The organism is Pseudomonas weihenstephanensis (assembly GCF_001043055.1).
Classification (GTDB): domain Bacteria; phylum Pseudomonadota; class Gammaproteobacteria; order Pseudomonadales; family Pseudomonadaceae; genus Aquipseudomonas; species Aquipseudomonas weihenstephanensis.
Genome location: NZ_JYLF01000005.1, coordinates 236,696 through 254,163, shown reverse-complemented (window position 1 = coordinate 254,163; position 17,468 = coordinate 236,696). Strand labels below are relative to the sequence as shown.

Genomic DNA, 17,468 nt, shown 5'->3' with positions numbered 1-17,468 from the left:
TTTCTGATGATCGATTCTGGAGATACCCGCATGAACGGTTGGCCGGATTCACGCTTTATTGAATTGGCAGGTATTAGCGCGCCGATCATTCAAGCACCGATGTTGGGGGCGGGCGCAGACCTCATGATCGGCGTGGCGAAGGCGGGTGGGCTGGGGTCTCTGGCGTGTGCCACGCTGACGTTGGACTCGATTCGTGCCGAGGTTGCAGCTTTTCGCGAGGCGTGCGATCAACCACTGAACCTCAACTTCTTTTGCCATCAGCCCCCCGCCCACGATGAAGGTCGTGCCCAACAGTGGAAGTCGTTGTTCAAGGCGTACTACCAAGAGTTGGGTGTCGATTATGATGCGCCTGCTCCCGTGTCAAGCCGCGCACCGTTTGACGAGGCGACGTGTGCGCTGGTTGAAGAGTTACGCCCGCAAGTGGTGAGTTTTCATTTCGGTTTACCGGCTCCGCAGCTGTTGGCACGGGTTAAAGCCTGTGGTGCAAAAGTGCTGAGTTCGGCCACCACGGTGGAGGAGGCGATATGGTTGGAGCGCCACGGCTGCGACGCAATCATTGCGATGGGCTACGAAGCCGGTGGCCACCGGGCGATGTTCTTGAGTGATGAGCTGAGCACACAAATCGGTACGTTCGCCCTGGTGCCGCAGATCGTTGACGCGGTGGGTGTGCCTGTTATTGCAGCAGGCGGGATTGCGGATGCCAGGGGCATCGCAGCCGCGTTTGCGTTAGGCGCCAGTGCAGTACAAATCGGTACGGCGTATCTGTTTTGCCCGCAGGCCACGTTGACGCAACCGCATCGCCGCGCCCTGCGCGAAGCCAGTGGTAGCCAAACGGCGCTGACCAATCTATTTACCGGGCGCCCGGCGCGCGGGATCGTCAATCGAGTGATGCGCGAAATGGGCCCGATCAACCCTCAGGCGCCAGCCTTTCCGTTGGCCGGCGGGGTGTTGTTGGCGCTCAAAGCCAAAACCGAACCCCACGGTTCAGGCGACTTCATTAACCTGTGGGCGGGCCAGGGCTTTACGTTAAGCCCAGGGCGTACTGCCGAGCTGTCCTCTTATGAGCTGACACGCACATTGATCGATGCGTATGCCGCACGCCGCCCTGCCTAAGGCCGAGTGTTTTGTTCGCGAAGACGCCCAAGGCGCTGGCGCACTCGGCACCGGCGTCATTGGCGACTACATGGAAGATCAATTTCAGTGCTATGACCTGATCCTGTCCCCGGTCACGGCCAATGTGACGCCCACAACGCGATGGGCGGCGCCAGTTTCACCGTGCTGGCCAATGTCAGCGGGCAACCGGCCCTATCACTGCCGATAGGCATGATGTTCACCCGCGGCCTTGGGCTAAATTGCCCACCGTCTCACGCGCCACCATGCGCCTTAACATTGACCTGTTACAACGCACTGCGTAGCCTTGCGCGTTCGAGGTTCTTCGCCACGCGAAGCTAAGAAGGGAACGCGGTATGCCGCGGCTGCCCCCGCAACTGTAAACGGTCAATTGCCTTGCATCGCCACTGCCTGATCCGCGGGAAGGCGCAAGGAGGGGCACAGCCACTGGCTGAGGCCCAGCCGTAAGCCAGGAGACCTGCCTCGTGACTGTTTTTTACTTCAACCGGGCGGGGTGATCCGGTGGCGAAAACGACCGCACACTGCCTGCGGTCGTCGTCCCGTATGCCCGCCGCTTTGCCAAAGGGCATCCGATGAAAACACTGGCCAAAATCCCCGTCACGATCGTTACCGGCTTCCTCGGCTCGGGCAAAACCACTTTGCTGCGTCACATGCTCGACAACGCACAGGGTCGACGCATTGCGGTGATCGTCAACGAGTTCGGCGAGCTGGGCATTGATGGTGAAATCCTCAAGCAGTGCACCATCGGTTGCACCGAAGAAGAAGCCAACGGCCGTGTGTATGAACTGGCTAACGGCTGTCTGTGCTGCACCGTGCAGGAAGAATTCTTCCCGGTGATGCGCGAATTGGTGGCACGCCGTGGCGACATCGACCACATCCTGATCGAAACCTCGGGTCTGGCACTGCCAAAACCGCTGGTCCAGGCGTTCCAGTGGCCAGAAATCCGCAGTGCCTGCACCGTTGATGCGGTGATTACCGTGGTCGACAGCCCAGCCGTTGCGGCCGGTACGTTTGCCGCGTTCCCGGATCAAGTCGACGCCCAGCGCAAACTGGACCCTAACCTGGACCACGAATCACCGTTGCATGAGTTGTTTGCCGATCAACTGGCCAGCGCCGACCTGGTGATTCTCAACAAAGCCGACCTGATCAACCCGCAGGACCTGGCCAAGGTGCGCGCAGAAGTTGCCGAAGAGCTGCCGCCTGCGGTGAAAATCATCGAAGCCAGCAGCGGTCGCCTGCCGCTGGACGTGCTGTTGGGCCTGGGCAACGGCTCGGAAGAACACATCGACAGCCGCCACAGTCATCACGACCATCATCATGATGGCGATGACCATGACGACCACGACCACGATGCCTTCGACTCCATTTCCATCCAATTGCCGCAAGCCGAAGAGCGTGTACTGCTGGACGCCTTGACCCAACTGGTAATCAAGCACGGCATTTTGCGGGTTAAAGGTTTTGCTGCGATTCCTGGCAAACCGATGCGCTTGCTGATCCAGGGTGTGGGCACGCGTTTTGACAAGCATTTCGACCGCGCCTGGGGCGCTGATGAAAGCCGTGTGACCAAGCTGGTGCTGATTGGCCAGGACTTGGACGCCGCCCTGCTCGAAGCCTCCCTGCGTACAGCGTTGAGCGCCTAAACCATGCATTTGCTCAGGACCCAACCCGGCGGCTTTGTATCAGACGACAACATTGCTGACCTGGGGCAAACCCCCGCCGAGCTGGTGATCCTGTGCAGCGGCGACTCAAGCCTGGCGCTGTTGGCCGAAGCGGCCCAGCAGTTGCCGCACGACTACCCCAGCCTGCGTCTGGCCAACCCGATGCAGATACAAAATCATGCCTCGGTCGACTTATATGTCGATCAGGTGCTGCAACACGCCAAAGTCATTGTGCTGTCGCTGCACGGCGGGATTGGCTATTGGCGCTACGGCATAGAACAACTGATGCAGTTGGCCGAGCGCGGGGTCACGCTGATCCTGGTGCCCGGTGACGATCGTCCCGACCCGGAACTCAGTGCGCTGAGCACGGTTGCGCCCGAACAGGGCGAACGCTTATGGCATTTTTTGCGTCAGGGCGGGCGACACAACGCACTGCAACTGTATAACTGCCTGGCCCAGCAGTGGCTGGGCCGCGACTATGCGTGGGACGCGCCGCTCACTTTGCCGCGCACCGCGATCTATCACCCCGCGCATTCCAGCCCACAGCTCAAGGACTGGCAAGCCGACTGGCACCCGGACTACCCGGTGGCGGCGCTGCTGTTCTATCGCTCGCACTTGCAAGCGGCCAACACGGCGTTTGTCGATGTGTTTTGCCAGCGCCTGCAACAGGCCGGATTGAATCCGTTGCCCATCGCCGTGGCCAGTCTTAAGGAACCCGGTTGTCTGGCGGTGGTGCAGGACCTCCTGGATCAGGTTGAAGCCGGGGTCATTCTCAACACCACCGGGTTTGCTCAATCAAGCCCCGAAGCGCCGCACCTGCGGCCATTTCGGCGCAACATCCCGGTGATTCAAGCCATTTGCGCCCAAGACAACGAGCCAGGCTGGCGCGCCAGCGAACAGGGCCTTGGCCCGCGTGATCTGGCGATGCACATAGCCTTGCCGGAACTGGACGGGCGCATCATCAGCCGCCCCATCAGTTTCAAAGATTTGGCCTGGCGCAGTGAGCGCAGCCAGTCGGATGTGGTGTGCTACCGCGCGCAACCGGAGCGCATGGACTTTGTCGCACACCTGGCGCGGCGCTGGGTTGAGCTGGCACGGGTGCCCAATGCGCAAAAGCGCATTGCCCTGATTCTCGCCAACTACCCGACCCGTGACGGTCGTATCGGCAACGGGGTAGGGCTGGACACCCCGGCGGCCGCGTTGAATATATTGCGCGCGTTGCAGGCGCAGGGTTATCCGCTCGACGCCGACCTGCCCGACAGTGGCACCGCGCTGATTCACGCCTTGCTTGGCGGCGTCAGTAACGACCTGGACAGCCTTGACCTGCGACCTTGCCATCAAAGCATGGGGCTGGACGAATACGGCGCCATGTTCAGGGCCTTACCTCAAGCCAATCAGCGCGCCGTGCTGGAACGGTGGGGCAGCCCTGAAAACGATCCAATGTTTCGCAGTGGACGGCTGATGATCGCCGGCCTGCGATTTGGCCAGACCTTTGTCGGCATTCAGCCCGCCCGTGGCTACCAAGTGGACGCCAGCGCGGTCTACCACGACCCGGATTTGGTGCCGCCGCACGCGTATCTGGCGTTCTACTTTTGGCTGCGTCACACCTACGGCGCGCACGCCGTGGTCCACGTCGGCAAACACGGCAATCTGGAATGGTTGCCGGGTAAGGGCGTCGGTCTTTCAGAGCACTGCTGGCCCGACGCACTGCTCGGCCCGCTGCCCAATGTCTACCCGTTCATCGTGAATGACCCGGGCGAGGGCGCGCAGGCCAAACGGCGGACGCAGGCGGTGATCATCGACCACCTCATGCCGCCACTGACCCGTGCAGAAACCTATGGCCCGCTGCGCGATCTGGAGCTGTTGGCTGACGAGTATTACGAAGCCCAACTGCTGGACCCGCGGCGCGCGCGTGAGCTGCAACGCGACATTCTGAAGCTGGTGCGCGAAACCCATATCGACCGCGAATTACAACTGGATGAAAAGCTCGACAGCGATGCCGATGCTGCGATCTGGCTGCCGCGGCTCGACACCTACCTGTGCGACCTCAAAGAGTCGCAAATACGCGACGGGCTGCACATCTTCGGCGAATCGCCCAGCGGCCGTTTGCGCATCGACACGCTGTTGGCGTTGTTACGCATTCCGCGTGGCGACGGACGTGGGGCGCAGTCCAGCGTATTGCGTGCGCTGGCCAAGGCATTCGAACTGGGCTTTGACCCGCTCGATTGCGCCCTGGCTGAACCGTGGACAGCGCCCCGGCCGGGGGTGTTGCTGGCGGTCAGTGAGGCGCTTTGGCGCACCGCAGGTGATACCCGTGAGCGCCTTGAACTGTATGCCGCGCAATTGATCGAGCATGCGTTAGACGGTCAATTGCACCTGCCTGACGGCGAGCAATGGTGCGAAGTGCAGAGCATTTTTGACGCCTTGCTTGAGGTGGTCGCCCCGCGTCTGGATGCGTGCGGCCCGGCTGAAATGCAAGGTTTGCTCGATGCCTTGCAGGGACGCTTTGTGCCCGCCGGCCCCAGTGGCGCACCGAGCCGCGGGCGACTGGATGTATTGCCCACCGGGCGCAATTTCTTTTCGGTGGATGTGCGCAACCTGCCCACCACCACCGCGTGGCGCATCGGTTTTCAATCGGCCAACCTGATTCTCGAACGTCATTTGCAAGACCACGGCGACCATCTGCGTCAGTTGGGACTGTCGGTGTGGGGCACGGCCACCATGCGCACGGGCGGTGATGACATCGCGCAAGCCATGGCACTGATGGGCGTACGCCCGGTGTGGGCCACGGGCAGCCAGCGGGTGGATGACTTTGAAATCCTGCCGGTCAGCTTGCTCGACCGGCCGCGTGTCGATGTGACGCTGCGGGTGTCCGGGTTCTTTCGTGATGCCTTTGCCAACCTCATTCGCCTGTTTGACGCCGCCGTGCAAGCCGTGGCGGCGCTGGATGAACCGGATGAGCTGAATCCGCTAGCGGCCAAAGTGCGTGCCGAGCGCGAGCAATTGGAGCGCGAAGGCATTGCGCCGCAAGCCGCTGCACGCCAGGCGGGCTGGCGCATATTCGGGGCCAAGCCCGGTGCTTATGGCGCCGGGGTGCAAAATGCCATTGATGGGCGGGTGTGGCAGAGCCGCGAGGACCTGGCCGAGGTGTACTTGAACTGGGGCGGTTATGCGTATGGCGGTGCCGATGAAGGCACGGCCGCGCGTGACCAGTTCGCCCAGCGCCTGAGTCAGGTACAGGCCGTGGTGCAAAATCAGGACAACCGTGAGCATGATCTGCTCGACTCTAATGATTACTATCAGTTCCAGGGTGGCATGCTGGCGGCCGTGGAAAGCTTGAGCGGTCAATCGGCGGCCAGCTATCACGGCGACCACAGCCAGCCCGATTTGCCTAAAATCCGTACCCTCAAAGAAGAGCTGAACCGGGTGATCCGTTCGCGTGCCGCCAACCCCAAGTGGATCGAGGGGGTTAAGCGTCACGGTTATAAAGGCGCGTTTGAAATGGCCGCCACGCTGGACAATGTGTTTGCGTTCGATGCCACCACGCATTTGATCGACGATCATCAGTACGCGTTGCTTGCTGATGCCTACTTGCTGGATGGCGACACACGCCAGTTCGTGCAGCAACACAACCCGCACGCCCTGCGCGACATGACCGAACGCCTGCTGGAAGCCCAGCAGCGTGGATTGTGGCGTGAGCCGGGTGAGTACCGCGAGGCGTTGGAAAACCTGCTGCTCGACATTGAAGAAGACTGACTTGGAAATCTGGACATGACTGACACCCCGCACTTTCCACTCTCCGCAGTCGTGGGCGCCGAGGATTTGAAACTGGCGCTGTGCCTGACTGCAATTGACCCCAAGGTCGGTGGCGTGCTGATCGAAGGCCCGCGCGGCATGGCCAAATCGACCTTGGCCCGCGGCCTGGCAGATGTGCTGGCCAGCGGTCAGTTCGTCACGCTGCCGTTGGGGGCTACCGAAGAGCGACTGGTCGGAACCCTCGACCTGGATGCCGCGTTGGGTCAAGGCACGGCGCAGTTTTCGCCCGGCGTGTTGGCCAAGGCCGATGGCGGCGTGCTGTATGTCGATGAAGTGAACTTGCTGGCCGACCACCTGGTCGACGTGTTGCTCGACGTTGCCGCCAGCGGCACCAACGTGGTTGAGCGTGATGGCATATCCCATCGTCACCCGGCGCGTTTTGTGCTGATTGGCACCATGAACCCGGAAGAGGGCGAATTACGCCCGCAGTTGCTCGACCGTTTTGGCCTGAATGTGGTCATGAGCGGGCAGCCGCTACCGGCCGAGCGCGGCGAAATCATTCGTCGGCGTCTGGATTTTGACGCTGATCCGCAAGGCTTTTGCGCCCGCTGGGCCAGCCATCAGGATGCCTTGCGCGCACGGTGTGAGCAGGCCCGCGCATTGCTCGGCCAGATAGCGCTGGATGACCAGACGCTGGCAACCATTACCGAGTGTTGCTTCGCCGCAGGTGTCGACGGCATGCGTGCCGACCTGGTGTGGCTGCGTGCTGCCCGTGCCCATGCGGCCTGGCGCGGCGCCAGCGCAATTGCCCAGCACGACATAGATGCCGTCGCCGAGTTTGCCTTGCGTCATCGTCGGCGAGCGCATGCGGCACAATCGCCAGCCCCGGAGTCGATGCCGCCTCAAACCACAACCGGCAACTCGACTTCCAGCGCAGGGCAAGGGCAGTGGGGCGAGTTGCCAGCCCAGCCACAGGCGGTAGGTGCGCGTCGAGAAATACCCGTCTGGCCAAAAAAGCCTTAGGCATTCGCCCCCTTTCAGCGTTGGGGGCGGGTGCCAAACCCCAAGCCGGAATGTTGAAAACGGGCAAGCAAGGTGCCAGTCGCAGGGGTGCATTGGGTTCAATTGATTGGGTTCAGACACTGCTGCGCGGGCGCCCGCGAACACGCCGGGATTTGGCCTTTAATCAGCGTCAAAGTACGCCGCAGGCCATGTGGCTGGTGATCGTTGATGCTTCGGCTTCAACCCGTCGCCATCAATCGCTGACCGATGCCAAAGGGTTATTGGCCCAGGTGTTTGAACAGGCTTACCGCGAGCGTGCGCTGGTTGCCGTCATGACCGCGAGTGGCAATGTGCCGACCTGGCACGTGAGCGGGCTAAAAGCCTCAAAGACGTTGCACGACTGGCTGACTACTTTGGGGGCGGGCGGCGGCACGCCATTACTGGAGGCGCTGGCTGAGGCGGCGTCCTGGCTGAGCACCCGGCAAAAGCGCCTTGTGAATGAACAGCAGCAGGTGTTGCTGTTCACGGACGGTCGCCTCAAAGAGTGGTCAACACTGCCGCGGATCGAGTGCCCGGGGGTACTTGTCGATATAGAGCGCGGGCCGATCCGCCTGGGCCGGGCCAAGCAAATGGCGACCGGTCTGGGCATGGATTACCGGCACATCGACGAACTCAAAATCGTGTAGGCGCTGACGAGGCACGAAGCAGCGCTCGGGTGCGCAGCAGCCGTAAACCCGAGCACTGCGGTGTGTCTGAACCACCAGATTGATGCTGTTACAACTGCTGCGCGGGCATACGTAGCCTCGCACGACTCATCAGGGCTACAGCCGTATTGATCTGCGCCTTAAGCCGGCATCACCCAAGGTTGCAGCGTGTAGCCGTCATTGCTTAACTCGGCGCGGGTTTGGGCCAGCAGGTTTTCGAGTTGGGCGGCGTCAGCGCAGGCACTGCGGGGGATCTGTTTGCTAACAATACGGGTATTGGTGCGGTCAATGACGCTTAGGCTCAGTTCGCCATGGCCTTCTTGTGCAGCCCAGGCAACGCATTGGAAAGGCTCAAAGGCGTGGCCGGCAATCAAAAGTGCTTCGTTGAAACGGAGCGGGGCGTTCATAAGGTGGTCTCTCTAATAGGCCCATCAAGTGATTAACCGTCGGCTGGGCATACCGTTCGGTTGGTTACTTGTACTGATGACCGATGCCCCCTCTCAGGTCACACAAAGAATCGATTTTTTAAACCTTTTTTAATAAACCTGATTCAGGTCAATTTTTCTGCGTGCTCGAAAACACTCTTTTGAGTGACGGCTAATGCTCTTTGAATGGGTAAAGTTCAATTTGATATTAGGCTTATAAAGAAACGGTACAAGCGCGCGTCAAAGAATGACTACCGTTACCAACAGCTTCTACAACTTACTGTTTCTACAAACCTTTTATTATTTTGGCGCCAAGGAACAGTCATGCTCGAAATGTCCTCATCCCGCCGTCTGTTAGTGGTTGATCCTTGTGATGATTGTCATCAGATACTGCCCGGGCTGCGTACCATCGGCTGGAATGTGGACAGTTGTAATCTGGACGCCGTGTTTGATCGTTCATGTGACGTAGGCTTGCTTCGCCTGCAACCGTTTCACTTGGAGCGCCCTGAAGCCGTCAAAGACATGATCAGCCGCAGCGGCACCGAGTGGATTGCCGTGCTCAGCCCTGAGGTCTTGAAACTGAAGAAAATGGGCGATTTTGTCGGCGAGTGGTTTTTTGACTTCCACACCTTGCCCTTTGACGTATCACGGGTCCAGGTCACGTTGGGGCGAGCGTTTGGCATGGCCCGGTTACGTGGGCAGGGTTTGAGTGCGGTGGCGAGCGCCGGTCATGAGTTACTGGGTGAAAGCCGTACCATTCGTGACCTGCGCAAACTCCTGGGCAAACTGGCACCCACCGAATCCCCGGTGTTGATCCGCGGCGAAAGCGGCACCGGCAAGGAGTTGGTTGCCCGCACCCTGCACCGTCAGTCACAGCGTCACGACAAACCCTTTGTTGCGATCAATTGCGGGGCGATCCCTGAACACCTGATCCAGTCCGAGTTGTTTGGCCACGAAAAAGGTGCGTTTACCGGGGCGCATCAACGCAAGACCGGCCGTATTGAAGCCGCCAACGGCGGTACGTTATTCCTCGACGAAATTGGCGACCTGCCGCTGGAGTTGCAAGCCAATTTGCTGCGTTTTTTGCAGGAAAAACACATCGAACGGGTGGGTGGCAGTCAACCGATTGCCGTGGATGTGCGGGTGTTGGCGGCCACCCACGTCGACTTGGAGGCGGCCATTGTCAATGGGCGGTTTCGTGAAGACTTGTACTACCGCCTCAACGTATTGCAGGTGGAAACCGCGCCTTTACGTGAACGCCATGGTGATCTGGCCATGCTGGCCAATCACTTTTCACACTTCTACAGCCTTGAAACCGGCCGCCGCCCGCGCACCTTCAGTGCCCAGGCCCTGGTTGCGATGGGCAATCATCAATGGCCGGGTAACGTGCGCGAGTTGGCCAACCGGGTTCGGCGCGGTTTGGTGCTGGCGGAAGGGCGGCAGATTGAACCGCCTGACCTGGGCCTTGAAGCGCGCCAAGCGCCCTGCGTGGCAATGGGCACGCTGGAAGAATACAAAGACCGGGCCGAACGCCAGGCACTGTGTGACGTATTGCAACGCCACAGCAATAACCTCAGCGTGGCCGCACGCGTGCTCGGCGTGTCGCGGCCTACGTTTTACCGTTTGTTGCACAAGCACCAGATCCGCTAGGGCGGGGCACAACGAAAAGGCCCGCCGTGTTCACCCACGGCGGGCCTTTTCCATGGGCGTTGGGTTAGAAGTAGTACGGGAATTTCAGGCTGAAAGTGAAGTCGGGCGCGTCTTCGGTCAGGCCGATCGACAGGTTGGGTACGATGGTCAGATTGTCGGTGGCCGCAATGGTCATGCCCACATTGAAATAACCCGCGTTGGCGTCGCTGGTGGTGAGGGTTTGCCAGTCCTGACCCTTGTATTTGATTTTGCTTTTGCTTTGGATCAGGTCAGACACCGAGAACGACATGCTCATTTTCTCGTTCAGAGCAAAGGCGATACCGGCGCCGATCTGGTAGCTGTCACCCAGTTTGACGCTGCCCGGTTGGGTTTGATTGGCCCTGGAGCCGATATCGCTGAAGGAGTCCTCCAGGTTATAGGTGTAGGAGAGTGAGCCGAACAGCACCGCCGGGTCGAAGGTTTTGACCAGTGAGATGCCGGGCGTGATGGACCACACGCCATTACCCGTGGGCAAACTTTCAGGGTAGGAAATGTTGTCGCCACTGCCGCTCGCTTGGACCAGTTTGATGCCGTAGGGGTCTTTACCCGTGGGCGCTTTTACACGCACAGAAAATACCGCGTCGGGGGTGTTGGCGGACTCGTCGAGAAACTTGTAGGCCACGCCGACGTTGACGTCACCCAGGGTCGGGTCGCGGGTGACCGTTTTTTCGGCGGTTTGGGTGGCGTCGCCACCTGCGCCCGCCGATTGAAAGGTCGACTCGCGATAGACCACCGGCACGTTGATGTCGAACTGCCAACGATTATCGAGGTTGTAGCGTGCGGTGAGATCAAGCGTCCAGTTATCGGCCTTGATCCGGTCCAGGTCGATGTTGCCGAGCAGGATCGAGTCGAGCAGCAGCAAGCCGTTGAGGTTTAACTGGCGTGTGTCGTAGCGCGAGTAGGTGACGCCGGTTTCAACACTGAACTTGCCGCCGCCAAAAAAACCACTGGCTTCGTCGTAGAGGTTGGTCACGCTCTGCGCTGGTGCCGAGTCGTCTTTGAGGGCTTGACCGTATGAACTGCCGCTGCCGCCTGCACCGCCGCCGCTGGCTTGTGACACGGTCTGGCCGCGCTTGAGGTCTGCCGGAGACTTGACCAGCCGTTGCGGGGCTGGGGCTGCAGGCTGTTCTTCCACTTGACGTACCCGCTGTTCGAGTACTGCCAGGGCTTTTTGTTGCTGGTCGTAACGTTGACGCAGTTCCAGTAATTCTTGCTTTAGTGTCTCGACATCAACATCCGGGGCTGCCTGTAGCAGCGCGCAGGGAAGCAGAGTGCTCATACATACAACGGCGCGAAAGGTAAACGATCGATGCATGAAATAAGCCGTCCGGGGAAGTCTATTTAGTAGTGCCTCAGCCTAGTTCAATATCCCGCAGCGCGAAGGGCTTTTAGTTGGCTAATGCTGGAATTAAGTCCGTCGGTATTCACCGCGTTGTTACGCAGCACCATATTTAACTGCGTCATGTTATTCACCGCATTACCGCCGCCGAGCAACGTGGTGTTCTGTAAGACCCCGCCTTGAGCGATCTGCTGCAATGTAGTGCCTTGGTTATTGTTGGCGGTAATTGCTAACTGAACCGCGCCGCCGCTTATTGAAACATTCAGGTTGCCCGCCGCATTGTTGAGCTGTACCGGGGCGTTGGCCGTGAGCAATGTACCTTGCTGATTAAGCACTGGCGCCTGATTGCCATAGCTGACATTGATATCGACAGTGTTGTTGGCCCCGTTGTTGTCGCCCGCCGCGCGCACGCTTTGGACCACGCCTTGCCCCGCACCTAGCCCGGCACCGCCCACCACGCTGCCGGTGCCGACGGTGGGCGTGCCGGGACGGCTTTGACCTTGAGTCGAGTAGGTGGTCACGTAGAATTGCGGTGTGACCGAGTTCTGTAAGTGCAGGGAGGTGCTGGCGCCGATGCTGTTGCCCTGGGCGTTGGTCCAGGTGCTGCTCATGACCAGACCGAAACTGACAATGCGTCCGGGCATCACAAACCGCCCGCGCAACTCAGCCAATTCCTGATCCTTCAATTCAATCGGTTTAAACATCGAGTCGGCTTGCGCCTGCAAACAGACGGCAACGCAACTGATTGCCAGCCAATAGTTGATATTCATGTGCCTCTCCCGAAGCGTCCTGCCCCGTGGTCAGTGTGTGCACTTAAAAGAAATCGCTTTGGATAAAACCGAAGTCCAGCAGCTCGGCATCTTTGACCGGGCTGAACCCGTTCAGTGTGTTCTTGGCCGAGAGCGGAACAGGCGGATCACGTAATGCATTGGTTTTGTCGTAGCCGGGGCCAATCACGGCAAACACAATGCCGTTCCAGCCTTTAACAAAATCGTCTTGGGAATAACGCTTATGACCCAGTACCGGGTCGCCGATGTACACCCAGTTGTCCTGTGTGCGTTGCAGCACCACAAAGTGCTTGTAGCCACGAATGTCCAACAGGACCACCACCGGCACGTTGATGTTTTGCAGGTTTTGCGCCGGGATGCGATAACCCCGTGCCCGCATGCCGATGCTTTCGATGTAGCGCTTCATGTCGAGCATCGAAAAGCCTTGGGTACGCACCAGCTCTACGTTCGCATTGACCAGCATGCCCTTGATCACATGGTCTTCATCGACATCCAGCCAGTACGCCTGACGCAGAATCGTCGCCAGTGCGGCGGCGCCACAACTGAAGTCGGTTTTCTGTTCCACCAGGTCAGTGAAACGACGTTCGCGAATGCTCTGCACCGGTTTGTAAATCAGGTTGGCGCCCGGCAACGCAGCCACCGCCATTTGCGCCGCTTGCGCAACACCGGTCAAACACAGCAACACAGCGAGTGCGATGCGTAACATGAGCAGGCCACCTCGAACAAAGAAAGGGCCTCTGATGCAGAGGCCCTTTGAACCGCCGTGTTACATGGCGGTTTTGCTGACGCTGCTGATAGACAGCGAGTTGCTCTGCTGGTTACCCACGCCTGACGCGACGTTGGCACCCACGTTGCCGGAGGTGGATTTAAGCGCATTGGTCATGTTGGAGTTGTTGCTGACCGGTACCCGGGTGGTGGTTGAACCAAAGCTCCACGGGGTGTGGGTGCTGACCGAGCTGAGGTCGTTAACCACGGTCAGGTTGTTGGAGGTCTGCGTCGCTCCGGCACCGGCGGTTGCCAGGTTGCCACCGGACACCGCAATGGCCAGGTTGTTTTTCTGCTGGTTAAGGTCGCCCGCAGCCACGTTTACCCCAACGTTACCCGAGGTGGTGTTGACCGAGTTGTTGAGTGTTGCCCCGTTCTGAGTGCCGTGGTTGTTCACTTTGTTGTAATAGCTGGACTGGCTGGCGCTGGTCAGCGCAGCGCCGGTCCCGAGCACAAAGTTCTGGTCATTGTTGGCGATGGCTGCGGCGTTATCTTGCTGGTTACCGGCACCCGACGCCACGTTGGCACCGATGTTGCCGCTGGTGCTTTTGATCGAATCGTCAACTTTTGCGCTGTTCAGCGTGCCGTTATTGGTGATGTTGTTGTCGTGACTGACTTGCACATCCGCGATCACAGCACTGGCGCCGTTAACTACAGCGGTGGTAGGCGTGGGGGTAGGGGTTGGGTGGCGATCACTGGTGTCCGCTTGAGCGGCCACAGCCATAAGTGCAGCCAGAGCGAAAACCAGTGGTTTAAGAGCCATTGCAGGTTTCATGGTGATTCTCCGTGCTTCATTAGTTTAGTGAGTGTTGGCATTTTTCTAATTGCACTGCGCGTTACCCGAGTCATTGCGCGACCCGTACATTCAGGGTGTTAGCCATGCGGTTCCCCACCCCTGCACTCTGGTTGACTTGAAGCACTCCACGGCTGCCGGTGAAGGCCTGATCGCTGGTAACGACCTGGCGGCTGCCTGTGTTGAGTGCTCCCGTTACCGAGTTTGGTGTCAACGCCACGTTCTGTTGCGCGAGGGCGTTGTCGTCGATGCTTTGCGCCGCTGTACTGATGCTGATCCGCACGGCGTTGACCATTTGATTGTTGGCGCCCGCAGATTGGTTGATCCCCAAAATACCGCTGCCATGACTGAACGAGTCGCCGTTAATACTGACCTGGGCGTCCAGCGCGGGGTCGGCCTGCCCAGTGAGTTGCTGGTTCACCCTGGTGTTGCCCTGCACCTGACTGCCAATGGAAATAGTGCGGGCATTGACTTGTTGCTGCTGGTTGCCGGCAGCCTGGTTGATCATCATGTTGCCGGTGTAACCGGTGCCGGAATTATTGATTTGGGCCTGATTGCTGTCAGCCAGCACGGGGGGGGATGCCAGTAGGGCTAGCACCAGCACAGAGATTTTCACGTTCATTGCCCGCCGCCCAAGGTGGTGAGCGGGCGCATGCCTTGCTCGATACTGCGATTGATCTGGCCCCCGAGATTGGCGCTCGGGCCACCTGAGCCGCCGGCTCGACCACTGCTGGTCAGGCCTGGCATGCCGGTGTGGTCGATCATGCCTGGCAGGTTATGGGTACCGGTGGTGATGGTGCGGGTAATGCTCGAACCCGTGCTGATGCGGGCAAAATCGCCATCGCCCAGTTCGCCTTGGGCCGTCATCGCATTGATCTGTGCTGCAGGGTTGGCGTTGACGACGGTGGGGTTGGGGTCAGGCGGGGCCGGGATACTGCCGACGGCATGCGGGTACACCTGGCGCGTGATAACGATTTCGCCGTTGTCCGCCGCCTGGGCGCTCAGGCAAACGAGTACAGCGCTGAGGCTGCAAGCCGTAAGCGCGTAACGGGTGAGTTGAGTGCGTAAAGTCCCCATGACATCGTTCTCTCTTCAATACGCTGGCCCTGATCAGCGTTGCGAAAGAGAGAGCAGAAGCTGTGCCGCTTTTTCAATTGCGTTTAAAAGCAATGAGTTGTCAGTTGGTGCCAGGGACGCGTCGCCTCCACTGTCTCAATGCTGAGACAGCGGCTCGAGCCTGTAATGGTGGGCGGCGGGTGCTTGGTGCGGGTTTGGCGGCTCCAATAGCCTATGTAACGGCACTGTTACACAGTCGCCTGAATCGCCTGCAGGCCCTGTTAATCAAGGGGGGGTGAGGGCATGGGTGTTTCAGTAGCGGACATATCAGGCGCGGATTTGTGTCAATTGGCCAGTAGCTGGCCCACAGCGTGCAGTGCGCAAGCTTGGCGCTCATCCCAACGCCCGCGAATGATTTGCATGGGTTGACGGTGCTGTTCGAGCCACGTGCGGCTTTGTTCAAAGAATTGCAGGCGCTCGACCAGGCTCGGTTGGCAACGCAGACCGTCGGGCGTCCAGTCCACATCCTCGGGCGACAACAGCAGATGCAGGTCGTAATGACGGCTCAATAATTCAGGTTCAAGCCAGGCCGGGCAGTCGCCGAACAGGGTCTTGCTCCACAGGATATTGCTCAGCAAATGCGTGTCGAGAATCAGCAATTGCGGGCTTTGGGCGCGAGCGGCGTCCTCCCATGCCAATTGACCACGGGCGATGGCCGTAATATCGCCAAGGCAGGTATCGCGAGGGTTTTGCTCCATGAAATAGCGCACATATTCAGCGACCAACAGGCCGCCAAACTGCTGTTGCAACTGCGCCGACAACCAGCTTTTACCGCTTGACTCAGGCCCGGCCAACACCACGACCTTCATGTACGCAGCGCCGGATCAAGACGCCAGTCACGCCAGCCCTGAATCGCAATCACCGTGAACAGGGCGTACAGACCTGCCGTGAGGTACAAGCCCTTGTACACAAATAAACCGACAAATATCACATCGACCACAAACCACAGCGCCCAACACTGCAACCGTTTTTGCGCCATCCACATTTGCGCCACCAGGCTGAAAGCGGTCAGCGCAGCGTCAAGCCACGGCTGCGCGGCGTCGGTCCAGTGCGCCATGGCGGCGCCCAGAGCCAGACTGCCCACGGCGCCGATGGCCAGCCCCGTGGCGACCTGGCGCGTGTTGAGCGCCGTCACTTGACGACCTTGGTGTTGTGCGCCAGCACGTGTCCACTGCCACCAGCCATAGAGTTGCAATGCCGCATAAATGACTTGCAGCAGCATGTCGGAATAGAGCTTCACCTCGAAGAAAATCCAGCTATAGAGCAACACCATGACCAGCCCGATGGGCCAGCACCAAGGGTTTTGTTTGACTGTCAACCAGACGGCAATGACGCCGAGTGCGGCGGCAAACAGTTCAAGCCCTGACATGGGGGTTCCTTGGGGGGAGAGAGAAGGGCGAGGATTGTAACCTCAGGTGCGCTCGTTGTGGTCGTCGGCAACGACAAACATCCCGTAGGGGAGGAGGCCGATCTGCCCACGCCTCCAGGGGAGGCGGCGAGCAGGTGCCGGGCTGGCCGAACGCAGCTTAATGCACGATCTGTGCAAGAAAGGCCTTGGCGCGCGGACTTTTCGGCGCACTGAAGAAGTCGTTGGGCGGCGAGTCTTCGATGATCATGCCACCGTCCAGAAACAACACGCGCTCGGCCACCTGGCGGGCGAAGCCCATTTCGTGGGTCACGCAGAGCATGGTCATGCCGCTGCCTGCCAGGTTAACCATCACGTCGAGCACTTCGCTGACCATCTCCGGGTCCAGCGCTGAGGTGGGCTCGTCGAACAGCATGATTTTCGGCTCCATGCACAAGGCTCGGGCAATCGCCACGCGCTGTTGCTGGCCGCCGGAGAGCTGGCTGGGGTATTTATCGGCCTGGCTGGCGATGCCCACTTTGGTCAGAAAATGCTGTGCCAGCTCGGTGGCTTTTTTTCGCGACAGACCGCGCACCGACATCGGCGCGAGAATGCAGTTGTCGAGCACGCTCATGTGCGGGAACAGGTTGAAGTGTTGAAACACCATGCCGATTTGACTGCGCACGTTGGCGGCTTCGCGGGTGGTGTGCGACAGGTCGGTGTCGTTGATCAGGATGCGGCCCTGTTCGGCAATTTCCAGACGGTTGATGCAGCGAATCAGGGTGGACTTGCCCGAGCCTGAAGGGCCGCACAGGACGATGCGTTCACCTTCGCGCACCTTGAGGTCGATCCCTTTGAGCACATGAAAGGCGCTGTAGTACTTGTTCAGTCCAGCAATATCCACCACCACCTTGCGGGTGTCGGTAGATGGAGACACGGGCGTGTGAACGTAAGCAG

The 17,468-nt window shown here is 59.6% G+C and carries 16 protein-coding genes, 1 pseudogene and 1 riboswitch; of the genes and pseudogenes, 7 read left to right on the top strand and 10 right to left on the bottom strand.

Translation table 11 applies throughout. The features are described 5' to 3' along the window. The first annotated feature begins 30 nt into the window (after positions 1-30). The 6 genes and pseudogenes from TU86_RS14325 (at position 31) to TU86_RS14300 (ending at position 8,233) form a co-directional block, all read left to right on the top strand. The gene (locus tag TU86_RS14325; protein ID WP_048364965.1) at positions 31-1,113 is read left to right on the top strand and encodes an NAD(P)H-dependent flavin oxidoreductase; all 1,083 of its coding nucleotides are present in this window, start codon (positions 31-33) and stop codon (positions 1,111-1,113) included. Between the two features lie 58 nt (positions 1,114-1,171). Beyond that, positions 1,172-1,347: pseudogene (locus TU86_RS23720) on the top strand (amidase); the annotation flags it as partial. Between the two features lie 64 nt (positions 1,348-1,411). Continuing rightward, positions 1,412-1,610: riboswitch (cobalamin riboswitch) on the top strand. 93 nt (positions 1,611-1,703) lie between these two features. Next, positions 1,704-2,771 carry a cobalamin biosynthesis protein CobW gene (gene cobW / locus TU86_RS14315; RefSeq protein WP_048364963.1) on the top strand — a complete coding sequence of 356 codons (1,068 nt, stop codon included), beginning with the start codon at positions 1,704-1,706 and terminating at the stop codon, positions 2,769-2,771. Positions 2,772-2,774: 3 nt separating this feature from the next. Continuing rightward, the gene (gene cobN / locus TU86_RS14310) at positions 2,775-6,545 is read left to right on the top strand and encodes a cobaltochelatase subunit CobN (protein ID WP_048364962.1); all 3,771 of its coding nucleotides are present in this window, start codon (positions 2,775-2,777) and stop codon (positions 6,543-6,545) included. Between the two features lie 15 nt (positions 6,546-6,560). Next, positions 6,561-7,568, top strand: a complete 1,008-nt coding sequence (locus TU86_RS14305) for a magnesium chelatase ATPase subunit I (protein WP_048364961.1) — start codon at positions 6,561-6,563, stop codon at positions 7,566-7,568. 92 nt (positions 7,569-7,660) lie between these two features. Next, positions 7,661-8,233, top strand: coding sequence for a vWA domain-containing protein (locus TU86_RS14300; RefSeq protein WP_338053667.1), 573 nt, complete (start codon positions 7,661-7,663; stop codon positions 8,231-8,233). A gap of 158 nt (positions 8,234-8,391) precedes the next feature. Here TU86_RS14300 and TU86_RS14295 read toward each other — a convergent pair whose 3' ends face one another. Beyond that, entirely contained in the window at positions 8,392-8,658 is a 267-nt protein-coding gene (locus tag TU86_RS14295) for a hypothetical protein (protein WP_048364960.1), read from the bottom strand. Positions 8,659-9,000: 342 nt separating this feature from the next. On the opposite strand from TU86_RS14295, the gene TU86_RS14290 reads away from it, so the two are divergent. Further along, positions 9,001-10,326 (top strand): sigma-54 dependent transcriptional regulator, encoded by a 1,326-nt coding sequence (locus TU86_RS14290; RefSeq protein ID WP_048364959.1) that lies wholly within the window; start codon positions 9,001-9,003, stop codon positions 10,324-10,326. Between the two features lie 64 nt (positions 10,327-10,390). Here TU86_RS14290 and TU86_RS14285 read toward each other — a convergent pair whose 3' ends face one another. From TU86_RS14285 to TU86_RS14245, 9 genes are all read right to left on the bottom strand, one after another. After that, a complete protein-coding gene (locus TU86_RS14285) occupies positions 10,391-11,680 on the bottom strand; it encodes a hypothetical protein (RefSeq protein WP_048364958.1) in 1,290 nt (429 codons plus the stop codon). Positions 11,681-11,727: 47 nt separating this feature from the next. Further along, complete coding sequence (locus tag TU86_RS14280; protein ID WP_048364957.1) at positions 11,728-12,474, bottom strand: hypothetical protein; 747 nt, start codon at positions 12,472-12,474, stop codon at positions 11,728-11,730. Positions 12,475-12,517: 43 nt separating this feature from the next. Continuing rightward, on the bottom strand, positions 12,518-13,198 hold the full coding sequence (locus tag TU86_RS14275; RefSeq protein ID WP_048364956.1) for a C39 family peptidase: 681 nt from the start codon (positions 13,196-13,198) through the stop codon (positions 12,518-12,520). Positions 13,199-13,258: 60 nt separating this feature from the next. Beyond that, complete coding sequence (locus TU86_RS14270) at positions 13,259-14,032, bottom strand: hypothetical protein (RefSeq protein ID WP_048364955.1); 774 nt, start codon at positions 14,030-14,032, stop codon at positions 13,259-13,261. Positions 14,033-14,102: 70 nt separating this feature from the next. Further along, positions 14,103-14,672, bottom strand: a complete 570-nt coding sequence (locus TU86_RS14265) for a hypothetical protein (RefSeq protein WP_048364954.1) — start codon at positions 14,670-14,672, stop codon at positions 14,103-14,105. Beyond that, a complete protein-coding gene (locus TU86_RS14260; RefSeq protein ID WP_048364953.1) occupies positions 14,669-15,127 on the bottom strand; it encodes a hypothetical protein in 459 nt (152 codons plus the stop codon). Before TU86_RS14260 ends, TU86_RS14265 begins: the two co-directional genes overlap by 4 nt. A 323-nt stretch (positions 15,128-15,450) precedes the next feature. Beyond that, on the bottom strand, positions 15,451-15,975 hold the full coding sequence (locus TU86_RS14255; RefSeq protein ID WP_048364952.1) for an AAA family ATPase: 525 nt from the start codon (positions 15,973-15,975) through the stop codon (positions 15,451-15,453). After that, positions 15,972-16,535, bottom strand: a complete 564-nt coding sequence (gene pnuC / locus TU86_RS14250; RefSeq protein ID WP_048364951.1) for a nicotinamide riboside transporter PnuC — start codon at positions 16,533-16,535, stop codon at positions 15,972-15,974. Before pnuC ends, TU86_RS14255 begins: the two co-directional genes overlap by 4 nt. Positions 16,536-16,692: 157 nt before the next feature. Then, complete coding sequence (locus TU86_RS14245) at positions 16,693-17,418, bottom strand: amino acid ABC transporter ATP-binding protein (RefSeq protein ID WP_082149407.1); 726 nt, start codon at positions 17,416-17,418, stop codon at positions 16,693-16,695. Between the last annotated feature and the right edge of the window lie 50 nt (positions 17,419-17,468).

Coding starts and splice junctions, on each gene's coding strand:
- cobN (WP_048364962.1), top strand. CDS start 2,775: ATGCATTTGCTCAGGACCCAACCCGGCGGCTTTGTATCAGACGACAAC.
- TU86_RS14305 (WP_048364961.1), top strand. CDS start 6,561: ATGACTGACACCCCGCACTTTCCACTCTCCGCAGTCGTGGGCGCCGAG.
- pnuC (WP_048364951.1), bottom strand. CDS start 16,535: ATGTCAGGGCTTGAACTGTTTGCCGCCGCACTCGGCGTCATTGCCGTC.
- TU86_RS14290 (WP_048364959.1), top strand. CDS start 9,001: ATGCTCGAAATGTCCTCATCCCGCCGTCTGTTAGTGGTTGATCCTTGT.
- TU86_RS14275 (WP_048364956.1), bottom strand. CDS start 13,198: ATGTTACGCATCGCACTCGCTGTGTTGCTGTGTTTGACCGGTGTTGCG.
- TU86_RS14265 (WP_048364954.1), bottom strand. CDS start 14,672: ATGAACGTGAAAATCTCTGTGCTGGTGCTAGCCCTACTGGCATCCCCC.
- TU86_RS14295 (WP_048364960.1), bottom strand. CDS start 8,658: ATGAACGCCCCGCTCCGTTTCAACGAAGCACTTTTGATTGCCGGCCAC.
- TU86_RS14325 (WP_048364965.1), top strand. CDS start 31: ATGAACGGTTGGCCGGATTCACGCTTTATTGAATTGGCAGGTATTAGC.
- cobW (WP_048364963.1), top strand. CDS start 1,704: ATGAAAACACTGGCCAAAATCCCCGTCACGATCGTTACCGGCTTCCTC.
- TU86_RS14255 (WP_048364952.1), bottom strand. CDS start 15,975: ATGAAGGTCGTGGTGTTGGCCGGGCCTGAGTCAAGCGGTAAAAGCTGG.
- TU86_RS14260 (WP_048364953.1), bottom strand. CDS start 15,127: ATGGGGACTTTACGCACTCAACTCACCCGTTACGCGCTTACGGCTTGC.
- TU86_RS14285 (WP_048364958.1), bottom strand. CDS start 11,680: ATGCATCGATCGTTTACCTTTCGCGCCGTTGTATGTATGAGCACTCTG.
- TU86_RS14280 (WP_048364957.1), bottom strand. CDS start 12,474: ATGAATATCAACTATTGGCTGGCAATCAGTTGCGTTGCCGTCTGTTTG.
- TU86_RS14270 (WP_048364955.1), bottom strand. CDS start 14,032: ATGAAACCTGCAATGGCTCTTAAACCACTGGTTTTCGCTCTGGCTGCA.